Annotated in this window: 14 protein-coding genes, 1 pseudogene and 1 riboswitch; of the genes and pseudogenes, 6 read left to right on the plus strand and 9 right to left on the minus strand. The window is 61.9% G+C overall.

What is annotated here, in order from left to right; all coding sequences use genetic code 11:
• Positions 1-18: 18 nt before the first annotated feature.
• From DK391_RS23560 to DK391_RS23570, 3 genes are read left to right on the plus strand one after another with little or no spacing between them, the layout of a single operon-like run.
• Positions 19-1,200: an acetate/propionate family kinase gene (locus DK391_RS23560; RefSeq protein WP_109480404.1), complete on the plus strand. Its 1,182-nt coding sequence runs from the start codon at positions 19-21 to the stop codon at positions 1,198-1,200.
• Between the two features lie 2 nt (positions 1,201-1,202).
• Positions 1,203-1,982 (plus strand): enoyl-ACP reductase FabI, encoded by a 780-nt coding sequence (fabI, locus tag DK391_RS23565; protein WP_109480405.1) that lies wholly within the window; start codon positions 1,203-1,205, stop codon positions 1,980-1,982.
• A gap of 14 nt (positions 1,983-1,996) precedes the next feature.
• The gene (locus tag DK391_RS23570; protein ID WP_109480406.1) at positions 1,997-2,302 is read left to right on the plus strand and encodes a hypothetical protein; all 306 of its coding nucleotides are present in this window, start codon (positions 1,997-1,999) and stop codon (positions 2,300-2,302) included.
• A 26-nt stretch (positions 2,303-2,328) separates the two neighbouring features.
• Here DK391_RS23570 and DK391_RS23575 read toward each other — a convergent pair whose 3' ends face one another.
• From DK391_RS23575 to DK391_RS23585, 3 genes are read right to left on the minus strand one after another with little or no spacing between them, the layout of a single operon-like run.
• Entirely contained in the window at positions 2,329-2,814 is a 486-nt protein-coding gene (locus DK391_RS23575) for a nuclear transport factor 2 family protein (protein WP_109480407.1), read from the minus strand.
• A 26-nt stretch (positions 2,815-2,840) separates the two neighbouring features.
• Positions 2,841-3,827: a zinc-binding dehydrogenase gene (locus DK391_RS23580; protein WP_109480408.1), complete on the minus strand. Its 987-nt coding sequence runs from the start codon at positions 3,825-3,827 to the stop codon at positions 2,841-2,843.
• A 54-nt stretch (positions 3,828-3,881) separates the two neighbouring features.
• Positions 3,882-4,496 carry a nitroreductase family protein gene (locus DK391_RS23585; protein ID WP_109480409.1) on the minus strand — a complete coding sequence of 205 codons (615 nt, stop codon included), beginning with the start codon at positions 4,494-4,496 and terminating at the stop codon, positions 3,882-3,884.
• A 110-nt stretch (positions 4,497-4,606) separates the two neighbouring features.
• Between DK391_RS23585 and DK391_RS23590 the strand changes: the two genes are divergently transcribed.
• The 3 genes from DK391_RS23590 to rpoD all read left to right on the plus strand — a co-directional run bounded on the left by DK391_RS23590 (position 4,607) and on the right by rpoD (position 8,324).
• The gene (locus DK391_RS23590) at positions 4,607-5,497 is read left to right on the plus strand and encodes a LysR family transcriptional regulator (RefSeq protein WP_109480410.1); all 891 of its coding nucleotides are present in this window, start codon (positions 4,607-4,609) and stop codon (positions 5,495-5,497) included.
• 256 nt (positions 5,498-5,753) lie between these two features.
• A complete protein-coding gene (locus tag DK391_RS23595) occupies positions 5,754-6,011 on the plus strand; it encodes a hypothetical protein (RefSeq protein WP_239482927.1) in 258 nt (85 codons plus the stop codon).
• A 315-nt stretch (positions 6,012-6,326) separates the two neighbouring features.
• Complete coding sequence (rpoD, locus tag DK391_RS23600; protein WP_109480412.1) at positions 6,327-8,324, plus strand: RNA polymerase sigma factor RpoD; 1,998 nt, start codon at positions 6,327-6,329, stop codon at positions 8,322-8,324.
• A 148-nt stretch (positions 8,325-8,472) separates the two neighbouring features.
• Here the strand turns inward: rpoD and DK391_RS23605 are convergent, their stop codons facing one another.
• The 6 genes and pseudogenes from DK391_RS23605 to DK391_RS23630 form a co-directional block, all read right to left on the minus strand.
• Positions 8,473-8,913, minus strand: a complete 441-nt coding sequence (locus DK391_RS23605; RefSeq protein ID WP_109480413.1) for a PRC-barrel domain-containing protein — start codon at positions 8,911-8,913, stop codon at positions 8,473-8,475.
• Positions 8,914-9,059: 146 nt separating this feature from the next.
• The gene (locus DK391_RS23610) at positions 9,060-9,872 is read right to left on the minus strand and encodes a hypothetical protein (RefSeq protein WP_109480414.1); all 813 of its coding nucleotides are present in this window, start codon (positions 9,870-9,872) and stop codon (positions 9,060-9,062) included.
• Positions 9,873-10,076: 204 nt separating this feature from the next.
• Complete coding sequence (locus DK391_RS23615; RefSeq protein WP_109480415.1) at positions 10,077-10,898, minus strand: spherulation-specific family 4 protein; 822 nt, start codon at positions 10,896-10,898, stop codon at positions 10,077-10,079.
• 60 nt (positions 10,899-10,958) lie between these two features.
• A riboswitch (cyclic di-GMP riboswitch) is annotated at positions 10,959-11,036 on the minus strand.
• Between the two features lie 176 nt (positions 11,037-11,212).
• A pseudogene (locus DK391_RS23620) lies at positions 11,213-11,344 on the minus strand (fumarylacetoacetate hydrolase); the annotation flags it as partial.
• Between the two features lie 35 nt (positions 11,345-11,379).
• The gene (locus DK391_RS23625; protein ID WP_109480446.1) at positions 11,380-12,381 is read right to left on the minus strand and encodes a LacI family DNA-binding transcriptional regulator; all 1,002 of its coding nucleotides are present in this window, start codon (positions 12,379-12,381) and stop codon (positions 11,380-11,382) included.
• Between the two features lie 161 nt (positions 12,382-12,542).
• The gene (locus DK391_RS23630) at positions 12,543-13,433 is read right to left on the minus strand and encodes an SMP-30/gluconolactonase/LRE family protein (RefSeq protein WP_109480416.1); all 891 of its coding nucleotides are present in this window, start codon (positions 13,431-13,433) and stop codon (positions 12,543-12,545) included.
• Between the last annotated feature and the right edge of the window lie 46 nt (positions 13,434-13,479).

Consider the following 13,479-nt stretch of genomic DNA (forward strand, 5'->3'; position numbering starts at 1 on the left):
CAGACTCGAAGGAGCGGCATGGACGTCATTCTCGTCATCAACGCGGGTTCGTCGAGCATCAAGTTTCATGCGTTCGAAGCGCAAGGCACGCAACTCGAACCCATAGCGGGCGGCAAACTCGAAGAGATCTACACGAATCCGCGCTTCACCGTGAAGCGGCAAAACGGCGAAGTGGTCGAAGACAAACGCTGGCCTGAAGGCGAAAAGCTCGGACACGACAACGCGATTGCGTTTCTGCTCGACTGGCTGCGCAGCCATAACGAAGGCAACGCGACACTGCTCGGCGTCGGTCATCGCGTGGTGCATGGCGGCGACAAATACTCGGCGCCCGTGCGCGTCGATGCGCACGTAATGCAGGAACTCGAAGCACTGATACCGCTCGCGCCGCTGCATCAACCGCACAATCTGGCCGCGATTCGCTCGATCATGGCGCGCAATGCGCAGGTGCCGCAGATCGCGTGCTTCGATACCGCGTTTCATCACACACAGCCAGCCGTCGCGACACGTTTTGCGCTGCCACCCGACATCACGTCGCGCGGTGTGCGGCGCTATGGGTTTCACGGGCTGTCGTACGAATACATTGCGAGCGTGTTGCCGGAAGTGGATGAACGCGCGGCCAAAGGCAAGACAGTCGTGCTGCATCTGGGCAATGGCGCGAGCATGACAGCGTTCGATCAATGCAAAAGCATCGCGAGCACGATGGGCTTCACAGCCGTCGAAGGGCTGGTGATGGGCACGCGCTCGGGCAGTCTCGATCCCGGCGTCGTATTGTGGATGCTCGAAGAAGCGAAGATGGATGCGCGTGCAATCGAATCGCTGCTGTACAAGCGCTCGGGCTTGCTCGGCGTGTCCGGCATTTCGAGCGACATGCGCACGCTGCTAGCCAGCGACGACCCCAAAGCCGCCGAAGCGGTCGAACTGTTCTGCTATCGCATTTCGCGTGAGTTGGGTTCGCTCGCGGCGGCGCTCGGTGGGCTGGATGCGATCGTGTTCACGGCGGGTATCGGCGAGCGTGCGGACCCGGTGCGCAAGCGTGTGGGCGAACTGGCGGCATGGCTCGGCGTGTCGCTGGATGAAGCGGCGAATCAGCGTCACGGTCCGCGCATCAGCAGCGCGCAAAGCGCCATCGATGTCTGGGTGATTCCAACCAACGAAGAACTGATGATCGCCCGGCACACGCTGCGCCGGCTGGAGGGTTGAGCATGGACACGCCGACGAGCACCGTGCTGGCGCAAAGGAAAGTGTTGATCATCGGTATCGCGAACGAGCATTCGATCGCCTACGGTTGTGCGCGCGCGGTTCGCGATCTGGGCGCCGACCTCGCCATCACTTACCTGAACGACAAGGCGAAGCCCTATGTCGAGCCGCGCGCGAAAGAACTCGGCGCGTCGCTGCTGCTGCCGCTCGACGTGTCGAAGCCAGGCGAACTCGAAGCCGTATTCGACGAGATTCGCGCGACATGGGGACGGCTCGACGTCGCCGTACATTCGATCGCGTTCGCACCAAAAGACGATCTGCAAGGCGGCTTGCTGAACAGCTCGGCGGAAGGCTTCGCGATGGCAATGGACATCTCGTGTCATTCGTTCATCCGTATGGCGCGCCTGGCGGCGCCGTTAATGGACGACGGCGGATCGATGTTTGCGATGAGCTATCTCGGCGCGACACGCGTCGTGCCGAACTACGACCTGATGGGGCCGGTGAAGGCCGCGCTCGAAGCGTCGTGCCGCTATCTCGCGCACGAACTCGGGCCGAAGCGCATCCGGGTGCATCCCATTTCGCCGGGACCGCTGAAGACGCGCGCCGCATCGGGGCTGAAGGACTTCGATCTGCTGCTCAACGAAGCGGCCGAGCGCGCGCCCATCGGCGAACTGGTCGACATCATGGACGTCGGCTACACCTGCGCATTTCTCGCGACGCCGTATGCGCGCCGCATGACGGGCAACACGATCTTCGTCGCCGGCGGCGTGAGCATCATTGGCTGACACGGGGCAAGGGCATGAAACTATTGATCAGCGGCCTGCCGCAAAAAGCGACCCTCGATGAAGTCAAAGCACTCGTGTTCCGCTATTCGCACGCGGATTGCCGCGACATCGAACTGGTCGGCGAAGACGACGAGCATCCCGCCGCGCTCATCGCGATCAAGGGCGCCAACTGGACCACGCTGAACAATATCCGTCGCCGCCTGCATGGCATGTACTGGCATCGCTGCCGGCTGTCGGTGCAGGTGCTGTCGTTCTGGGACGTCAGCGAGGCGGCTGAAGCGCGCCGCCGGACAGGAACGGCGTTGCCGGGGCGCGCGTAGACGGCGGATCTGGCCGACGCAGATAATCATCCCGCCGCAGGCGGAGCCGTTGCCGTGAAGATATAGCGCGCGACACGCCATACATCATCAGGCCCGCGATGCAGGATGAACAACTCCTGATTCGCTTCGGGCTGCGTCGAAGGCTTGCCTGCAATCGTTTCGATCGTGCCCGTCGAATTCGTGCGCACGAACGCCCAATCGCGCGACAGCGGCTTGATCTCGTCGATCGTGAAGCGCACGTTCAGCCGGATCGCCTTGAACGCCTGCGTGTAGGCTGTGCGCACCGCCTCGCGTCCCACGGCAGACGGCATGTTCTGCGCCATGACAACGGGCGCATCATCGTAGAGCTTCATGATCGCGTCGATGTCCGACCGGTTCAGCGCCTGTTCGTAACGATGCAATTGCCGGGTGATGGCCCGGTCCGTTTCGTCGGCGGGCGCAGCAATCGCGACGCGCGGAAACGCCACGCTAGCCGCGAACAGCACAGAAGCAAGGCTTGTCCTGACTGTCATGCCGAGGTTCCTCTTCTGAGCGGCACTCACAGCCGCACCACGATTTTTCCGAGCGCACGATTGCTTTCGACCAGACGATGCGCTTCCTGCACCTCATCGAATGCAAACACTTTCGCGAGATGAGTCGGGATGCGCCTGTTTTCTACATCGAGGGCGAGCGGCTTCAGCGGCGTGTCGGTGAGCGGCAATGCTTCCGTGCCGAACAGCTGGCTCGGAAAGAAACTCAAACGCGCAGCGGGCGGAAGATCGGCAACCAGATTGAATTGCTCCAGTACAGGCGGCCCGCCAAGCAAACCAATCACCGTGATGGCGCCAAATGGACGCAGCGTCTTCGCCGTGTCGCGGAGAGTCGGCGCGCCCACGATCTCAAGCGCGGCGTCGATGCCCGCCGGCTTCAGGTCGCGCACGCGTTCTGCGATTGCTCCCGTATCGACGATGACCGTGTCCGCGCCTGCGCGCCGCAATCGATCGGTGTGCTCGCCGGAACGGGTCGTGGCTAACACGCGCACACCCGATGCCTTCGCATAGGTCACGGCAGCCAGTCCCACCGATGAGGTCGCGCCCCTCACCAGCAGCGTTTGCCCCGCCTTGATGTTGAGGCTCTTGTGCAGCGCGCCCCACGCGGTCAGATACGCTTGCGGCAACGCGGCCAGCTCCTCCCAAGGCAGCGCGACGCCCTGCAGCGATATGACATTGCGCGCCAGTACGGTGACTTCTTCCGCATAGCTGCCTTTCCGTTCGAACTGCATGCCGCCCATCGCGGTCGCGACCCGCTCGCCGACGCGAAACCTGCCGGACGGATCGTCGAGCACTTCGCCGACGGCTTCGATGCCCGGAACGCGCGGCGCGTCGATCGGCCCGAGCTTGCCGGCCCGCAGATACGCTTCGGCGCGGTTGATGCCGAATGCACGCACACGAATGCGTACTTCATCGCGCTGCGGCGCAACCGACGGCAAGTCACGCAGTTCGAGCACTTCCGGTCCGCCAGGTTGTTCGATCACATAAGCCTTCATCTTGGACTCCTGATTAAATGACCAACTCGTTCATGTCGATTTCATTGCGTGAGGTCAGGCAAACACCAATACGTCGGCAACAGGTCTGCGCGGCTTTTGCGGCCAGTTGCCCGGCGCGGCATAACCGACGGTGACGAGCATCGCCGGCACATCGGTCGGCGCCAGGCCGAATTCGCGCGCGACACCGGCGGGGTCGAAGCCGATCATCGGTCCCGACACCAGTCCTCTCGCCTGCGCTGCGTGCATCAGCGTCATCGCGGCCAGCGATGCCGAGCGGATCGCCTCGTCACGCTGGAAAGCCGGGTTGTCCTGATACATCGAACGCGCTGCGCCAACCCAGCCATCGAAGGTCGCGGCATCGATCAACCCGGCATCGAGCGATGGCTGCAGCGAGCGCGGTAGCGTCAGATGCGGTTCGAGCGTGCCGCACACGATAAATGTGACGGCGGCATCGGCCACCTTCTGCTGCCCGTACGCATGCGGCAGCAGGCGCGCCTTCGCCGCGTCGCTGCGCACGGCGACGAACTTCCAGTTCTGCAGGTTGACCGCCGACGGCGCCTTCGTGGCGAGACGGATCAGCGCTTCGATCTCGCCGTCGGCGAGACGGCGCGAGGTATCGAAATGGTTAGCGGAAATGCGCGACTCGATAAGCTGTTCAGCGGTAGACATACGGTTCTCCTTGTCGATTGGGACGGTGTGGTGCTACTTTGATCCATCGATTTCCGAACGGGAACGGCGATAATCGGTATGCGCCCTCTCAAATTTGAGAAGCTCTCACGATGGATCTGAACGCGGTCGAAATGTTCGTCAATGTCGTGCAGACGGGGAGCCTGTCGGCTGCGGCGCAGCGGCTCGGCGTACCGTTGCCCACGTTGAGCCGCAAGATGCGCGAACTCGAACAGCAATTGTCCGTGCAACTGCTCGAACGCTCGGCGCGCGGCACGAAGCTGACGGACGCGGGCACGCGGCTCTATGAACACGCAAGCCGCGGGATCGAGTCTCTGGTCGATGCCAGAGAGGCCGTGCTCAGTTCGCAGGCGCAGTTGAAGGGGTATCTGCGGCTGTCGCTGCCGCCGTCGTTCGAGCCGTGGTGGGTGCTGCTCGATGCATTCCAGCATCGCTATCCGGGCATCCGGGTGTTCGTCTACTCGACCGAGCGCCGCGTCGATCTGACGGCCGACGGCATCGACGTCGCGCTGCGGGTCGGCGCGATCGATCATGAATCGATGGTCGCGCGCCGGATGTTCGCCTACCGTCACGTGCTGGTGGCGAGCCGGGCGCTCGTCGAGCAACTCGGCGCACCTGCTTCGCCGGATGACCTCCACCGTTATCCGTGCGCCGCCTGGATGCAGAACAGCTACGCGCGCCCGCTCTGGCGACTCGGCGACGCGAAGTTTCAACCCGCCACGTTACTGTCGACCAACGATTACGCGCATCTGCGGTTCCGTGTGCTGCGCGGCGAGGCGGCGTCGGAATTGCCGCCGTTCCTGATCGACGACGATCTCGCGGCGGGGCGTGTCGTCGAACTGCTGCCCGAATATCCGCTGCCATTGCAGGAAATCAATCTGCTGTATCCGTCGCACCGGCATCCGTCGTCGATTGTTCGTGCGTATCTGGATTTCTGCCAGGAGCGTTTGAGTCGTGGCGAAGGCGCATGTCGGAACAGCTAGAGGGCTGTGCAACGGCCGCGGCCCCAGGCAGGTAAACCAATCTCAACCGCGAGACGTTGTACTTCTGCACGTCGCGCATGCGATGCGCTGACGGCGTCGCCGTTATGTCATAACATGATGGATCTCGCAGCGCACCCGCCCCCAGCGGTGGTTGTCCGCCTTGCTCCAGTTATCGGATCGAAAGAAACACGTAGTCGAAATGAACGATGCGTCGCATAAGATAGGATCTATCACTTCGTCGTCGAGCGCCCCGGCCGTGACCACACCGTCTACCGTTCCCGAACCGGAACGCGCGCAGGACACTGCCTGCGTCGCGCAGGACGCCGCACAACGCAGCGGCACGCCGTGGGCGATGTTCGCGCTGTCGGCGGTCGGCTTGCTGGTCGGCGCATTCGCCGTGATCGGGCCCGAACACGTCAGCATGGCCGTCGCCAAGACGCTGCTGACGGTCGGCTGCCTGCTGGTCGCCGCACTTGCCGGCGTGGTCGCGTCCGATTTGTCCCGCGATCGTTGATCCTGCATTGACCCATGCGCATGCACCAGCACAGGGCATCGGCAACTGCATAAAACTGGTGCACTGCACCACATTCTGTGCTATAGTCGCAGATTCACTTTTCCGCACGCGTCGAATTGCGTCCTACTGGAAAGCTTTGTGTTGAGGGTTGTGAGAAAACACTGACATGTCAGTGTCGCTCCGCTGACCTCGAACGCATCGTTCCGCGTCAATCGATTCGTGCAACACCCCGCCCTCCCTCACGATCCGACAGGCCACGCTGCCTGCCGCACCCGTGCGCGCGGGGATGCGAAACAGCCTGCCGAGGAGAACGTATTGGCAAAGCTTGACCGGGACAATTCCCAGTTGGAAATCACCGCACCGAAGGCGCCCAAGCGCGCCGCCAAGGCCAAGGCGCAAACCGCCGTCGTGCCGCAAGACGCAGCCTTGATGGAATCCCTCGTTGAAGAACGTCAACGTCAGATGCGCGCACTGATCGCGCTTGGTCGCGAGCGCGGCTATTTGACGCACGCCGACATCAACGACCACCTCCCCGATAATTTCACCGAAACGGCCGCGATGGAAACCATCGTCAGCACGTTCGGCGAAATGGGTGTGTCCGTGTACGAAACCGCGCCCGACGCGGAAACCCTGCTTCTGAACGACGGCCCGTCGGCTGCCGCTTCGGACGATCAGGCCGATGAAGAAGCGGAAGTCGCGCTCTCCACGGTCGATTCCGAATTCGGCCGCACCACCGACCCGGTCCGCATGTACATGCGTGAAATGGGCGCGAGCGAACTGCTCACGCGCGCCGGCGAAATCGAAATCGCCAAGCGTATCGAAGGCGGCCTGCAGGACATGGTGCAAGCCATTGCCATGTGCCCGTCGATCATCGCGACCATTCTTTCGGACGTGGACCGCGTGGTGGCAGGTGAAATCCGCATCGACGAACTCGTCGACGGCATCAGCAACCCGAACGAAGCCGCCGAACTCGACGACGAAGCCGCTGAAGCCGCCGCTGAAGAAGAACTGGAAGCGAGCGCGTCGGACGAAGATTCGGACGACGAAGACGGCGACATGTCGGACGATGGTGGCGAAAAGGCCAACGCAGCGCGTCTCGAACAGCTGACGGCAGATAGCCTCGCGATCTTCACGCGTGTGCGCGACCTGTTCGCAAGCGTTCCCGACATGCCTGTCACGGACAAGCGCCGTGCAACGGCTATCGCGAACCTGCGCGAGTCGATCCAGCAGGAACTCACGCCGATCCGCTTCACCGCGAAGACCATCGACCGCCTCTGCCTGGAAGTGCAGGCACAGGTCGCGCAGGTTCGTGCGATCGAACGCAGCATCCTGCAGATCGCCGTGGACCGTTGCGATATGCCGCGCGAAGCGTTTGTCGAATCGTTCCCGGGCAACGAGACCGATCTCGACTGGACCATGCGCGTCGCTGCGAAGTCGAAGACGTATGGCCCGGCGCTCGAGCGTCACCTGCCGGCTATCCAGTCAGAACAGCAAAAGCTGGTCGACATCGAAGCGTCGATCGCGCTGCCGCTGCAGCAGCTCAAGCAGATCAACAAGCAGCTCGGTTCGGCTGAAGGCAAGATGCGTCAGGCCAAGCGCGAGATGATCGAAGCTAACCTGCGTCTGGTCATTTCGATCGCGAAGAAGTACGTGAATCGCGGCATGCACTTCCTCGATCTGATCCAGGAAGGCAACATCGGCCTGATGAAGGCGGTGGACAAGTTCGAATACCGTCGCGGCTGGAAGTTCTCGACGTACGCAACGTGGTGGGTCCGTCAGGCCATCACGCGCGCGATCGCCGACCAGGCGCGCACCATTCGTGTGCCGGTTCACATGATCGAATCGATCAACAAGCTGAACCGCATCCAGCGCGAGATCGTGCAGCAGACGGGTCAGGAACCGCATCCGTCGGTGCTCGCCGAGCGCATGGACATGCCCGAAGCGAAGATCCGCAGCATCCTGAAGATCGCGAAGAATCCGGCGTCGCTGGATTCGCCGGTTGGTGAAGATGCTGACACGACGCTTGGCGACATGATCGAAGATTCGTCGGCCACGTCGCCGGCCGATGCTGCCGTTCACGCGAACATGCGCCGCGCCATCGACGAAGCGCTCGACGCGCTCACGCCGCGCGAAGCCAAGGTGCTGCGTATGCGCTACGGCATCGACACGGCTTCGGAACTGACGCTCGAAGAAGTGGGCCGCCAGTTCGACGTGACGCGTGAGCGTATCCGCCAGATCGAAGGCAAGGCGATCCGCAAGCTCAATCACCCGAGCCGCGCGGACAAGCTGCGCCCGTTCCTGGAACGCGGCTAATGCCGAAGGCCATCGCCCGCGAGGCGCGGCCTTTTCGAAGCTTCAAATGAAACGCGGCAGCCATCTGGCTGCCGCGTTTTTTTGCGCCTGCGGTTCGTGAAATGCGAACTGCAGGTAGCGCGAGCGAGAACGCTCGCGCTGCTAGCGCTTAGTGATGCTCGTCGTATTCCTTGCGCGCCATCGGCGTCGTGCGAACCTTTGCGTACTGGAACGCGGGGATTGCCTTCACGGCGTCCTTGGTTGCGCCTGCCCACACCAGCTTGCCATCTGCATAGTCGATCTGCGAGAACGGCACGGCGACGTCATGCTGCGACACGCCGAGGAACTGATGCGCCGCGACGATTGCGAACGAAGCAGCGTTATCCGGCGAGATGATGATGTCGTGCAGCACACCCACCTTCTGGCCTTGCTCGTTGTAGATCGGCTTGCCGAGCAGGCTCTTCTTCGCGCTCCAGCCGTTGACGATGATCGCTTCCTGCTCGACGCTCACGCCAATGGTCTGCGAACCTGCCACCTGTGCGCTTGCCTGGCTGGACATCACGCCGAACGTCGATGCCGCGATCAGAACCGCTGCCCACTTTGCCTTCATAGCTTATTCTCCGATGTGTAATGTTGCGAGGGACTGCCGCTGCTGTGAGAAGCGATATACATTACCCCATCAGAAAGAAAAAGTCGCAGAAGGGTACGTGCAACCTTTCGAATACGCACGGTGGGTTTCCAAAAGCGTGTTGGGCATTACTTCCCGAGCCGTAGTCCCTTCGCCAATACCGTGTTGTCCTTCTGGTTGACGAGCCACACAGCCTGCACATTCGCATGCAATGTCGAAGTGCGGCGAGTGATGTCGGTGGGTTCTTCGTCGGTGGGATCGTCGTGTTCGCGCACCTCCGTCAGATACGGCGGTTCCAGCGTACAGACGAGCACGATCGCGAAGTTGTCGTCGGCCTGCTCGAACGCTGCCTGCGAGAGCTTGATGCGGCCGCGCGCGGTGGTCTTTTGCGCGCTCTCTGCCGCGAGGTCGATCGAATCGATCTTCTGGATAAAGCCTTTCGCCTTCGCGTCCGGCGCGATCACCAGGCCGCGACCGCTCTGCCCGTCGACCTTCTGATACAGCAGGATGGTATTGGGATGTTCGTCACCGGAGAGCGGAACGTTCACGCTCAGCATGTCCGTATTCGCGCGGTACAGAATGCCGTGCGGCGCGGGAATCATGAACAGGAACGTGCGTTGTCCATCGCCTGCCTTCCCTTCGTTGCCATGGACGAGACGGTCGTACGGTTCGCGCGCGAGATTGCGGATACGGTCGGTAATAGAGTGCTTGTCCGTCGAAGGCATCTGGCGGGCGAGCATGTCGCGGACCTTGACGGGGTCGTCGGCGATGAAATGATCGCCACTCGCCGCTTGCATGTCAGCAGCTTGTTTGGACGCTTCGGCACTGGGCGCCGCCTGGCTTGCAGCGAATACCGTGGCGCTATTGCCTAAAGTTAACGCAATACCCAGCACGGGCAGCATGCGATTGATTAAAGCAACCGTGCGATTCAGATAGTGCACGACATCCTCTCCATTGAAAACGGCGCTATGCGTGCGCCTCGATGCAACGAACGATGTTCGTTTTCTGCTCGCATTCTAAGCGTATTCGATTAATCGGATATGGCATGCTCACACGCGTTGCACGGTGGAGAAAAAAAAACGCCAGGCCCAACCGCGCCTGGCATCGAACTACACAGGCGCGTAAAGCGCCTTTCTTCTTATTGGTTATTGAATAGCAAGCACAGTGCTCACCAGCTGACTCCAGAACGAAGGCAGGTTCTTATACGGATTCGGCAAGCCCGTCGACGTGATGAACACACTCCCCGCACCATGCTTCGCAGCATACGAAGCGATCGCCGGCATCTGTGCATCCGTCGCGCCATACACCATGTGCACGAAACGCTTTGCCGGATAACCGGCTTGCCACTTCGCAGGTACATAGTTCGCGTAACGTTTCGCAGAATCTTCGAACACGACGAACTGATCCGCAGTCGGCAGGCTCGCATACAGCTCGGGAATATTCGTTCCCGGATTGGCCATCACCGAGTACGCAGGTGACAGTCCTTTGATGTAGTTGTAGATCGATTGATAGAACTGGATATGCGAGGTCACGCTATCCGAAGTCATTTCATCGATAAAGAAACCATCGATCTTGTAGAGCGCGACATAACGGTTGATGTCCGTCACAACCGCCGACAACGACCGCTTTGCATACGATGAAGACACGTAGCCAATCACGCGTCCGCCCGCTGCATGTACCTTCGCAATAGCCGCGATATACGTGGCGTCGGCATTCGTGCCGGGGCCGCTATTGGGATTGAGAATGACCGTGGTAGGAACCTTGGCGGCCGTGGTCGCGAGATCGCTCCAGAAGCCTGCGCCCTTGCCGACGGGATCGAAATACGCGGGAACCGTGAGCGGCAACACAGTGGCCGCATAGGCATTGGCGTGAACGGCAATGGCAAGCGGTGCCACTGCAAGCAACGCTACACGACGCAACCATTGAATAGCGCGAGAACCCGTAACGGGTAGGCGAGCGTTGAACATCTCGATGCCTCCTGACGACGGCTTTCATTGCCGTCCATCGATTGGCCCGTTGCGGATGCAACGGGCAACTGGCTAACTCCTTGCGGAGTCCCTATAGCTTTGCGTCGCCGGATCGCTCCGGTTTTGCCCTTCTGTGTATAACGACGCCCAATTGCCCGTCTTTAGGCTTCTTTAAAGATATTTAAATGGGGAAAGAATGGCGCGCAGATAAAAGATTTTGCCATCCTGACTATTTAAACGTTTGCGAGTAAACATCCAGAAACTCGCAAACGTTTTCTACCTACGAAATTCGCAGCATGGTGCCGCGAAAAAATTTATTGTGCTTTCGAACCAAACAGGCCACGCGCCGCGAGATTCTCGTACAACGCGCGCACACCGAACGTCCACGGCGTGATCCCCGTGCTCAGCCGCAACGTGTTGCGCAATGTGCCCAGTTGCGGCGTCGAAAGCTGCCCGACAGTTCGACGATAACGCGCGTGCCTCACGCGCTTTCGCGCGCCATCACCGTGTAGTCGACGCGGATGCTTTTCCGCACGGACACGCGCTGCGCAGCGCCATCGATCTCGCCAAGCGCAGCGAGCAGCGTCTCGCCCGTGCGCGCGCCGATGCCATACGCGTCGACGGAAATGGTCGTGATGGTGGGCGTGCAGCACGCGGCCACTTCGAAGTTGCCAAAGCCCACGACGGCGATATCACCCGGCACCGACAAGCCGCGCCGATGGCACTGCATGATCGCGCCGAAGGCGGACATGTCGCTCACGCACATCACGGCGTCCGTGTCGGGCCACTGCTGCAGGAGCGCATCGAGCGCTGGCGCGCCGTGACTCATCGTGATCGGCGATTCGCCAAGGCGCACTACGCGCGGCTCGCCCAGGCCTTGCGCCTTGACTTCCTGCAGATAGCCCTTCAGACGCTCCAGACCGCGCCGGTCGAGTTCGCTCGCGCCGCCCAGAAAGCCGATCCGCCGATAGCCGCGCCCAACCAGATAGCGGACCATCTCGCGCGCGGCTTTCACGTTGGAGAAACCCACGGCTGCGTCGATAGGCGTAGCGGGCAAGTCCCACATCTCGACCACGGGTACGCCCGAGCGCAACAGCAGTTCGCGCGTCGCGGACGTATGCTGCGCGCCCGTCAGCGCGATGCAACGCGGCTGATGGCGCAGCATCGAACGCACGAGCCGCTCTTCGCGTTCGAGGTCGTAATCGGTATCGCCGATCAGGAGTTGCAGGCCGTGCGGTTCGAGCGCGGCGGTGAGTCCGCGCACGGTGTCGGAGAAGTTGGAACTCGCGAGCGACGGCACCAGCACGGCAGCAAACGCCGAGCGGCCAGACGACAACGCGCCCGCCGCCGCATCGGCGACATAGCCGAGTTCGTCGATGGCGAGTTGCACGCGCTCGCGCGTGGCAGGCGCCACGCCGCGCCCGGCCAGCACGCGCGATACCGTCATCTTCGATACGCCTGCGCGTGCTGCGACATCGGACATGCGCGGCGGACCCGCGAGCGCGTTGCGTGTTTCGGAGACGCGCCGGGTAGTGCGTGGAGTGCTCGACATGCTGATCAATGGGGTCGCGTTCGTGAACAGGCGCCTATGATACCGTCAGCGCCGTGCACCCCATCAGGCGCGATCTATACGCCGCCGTGCGCTCAGTCCGTCACGCGCAACGCGCTGCGTTTTTCGATCAGGCCCGGCACGGACACGCGCATGGCGAACACGCCACCCGATTGCGGGAATTGCTCGATCTCTTCGGCAGGACGCCCCTGACGCGCCGTGGTCACATACAGCGTACGCAGATCGTCGCCGCCGAATGCGCACATGGTCGGACAGCGCGCGGGCAAGCGATGCTCTTCCACGACCTTGCCTTCGGGCGAAATGCGCACCACACGCTGGCCTTCGTACAACGCCGACCAGTAATAGCCTTCGCTATCCACCGACGCGCCATCGGGACGCCCGCGATCCGTCGGCGTCGGTTCGAACTTCACCCAGTCTTCGCGCGGCCCGACTTCGCCGCTGCCAAGGTCATACGGATGACGGTAGATCGTGAAACGCGGCGTATCCGAGTGATAGCACCATTTGTAGTCAGGGCTGAAGGCCATGCCATTCGACGTGAGCAGACCCGCATCGATCTTCGTCAGCGCGCCCGTTGCGTATCGATACAGCGACGCGGCGTTACCCGCTTTCGGTTCGTCGAGTGTGCCGAGCCAGAAGCGGCCGTGCGCGTCGCAACGGCCATCGTTGAAGCGGCTGGTGGCGGGATTCTCCGGGTTCGCGCACAGCTTGCGGACCACCTGCCCTTTCGCATCGAGCAGGAAGATGCCCGTGCGCATCCCGGCGATAAAGCCATCATCTTCAGTCAGAGAAAAGCAGCCGATGTTTTCAGGCATCGGAATGACCGTGTCCTGCCCCGACTTCGGATCGAAGCCGTGCAGCGCGGGCGCCTGGATATCGACCCACCACAGCTTGCCGCGGCGCTCGTCCCAGCGCGGGCATTCGCCGAGCGCGGCGGCTGCGGGCAATACGCATTCCAGTGTCTGCATGATGACAGTCCTTATCGATGGAGATGAGCGGCGCGGCGCAAGCGGA

It is taken from the genome of Paraburkholderia sp. C35, from assembly GCF_003121405.1.
Taxonomy (GTDB): Bacteria; Pseudomonadota; Gammaproteobacteria; order Burkholderiales; family Burkholderiaceae; genus Paraburkholderia.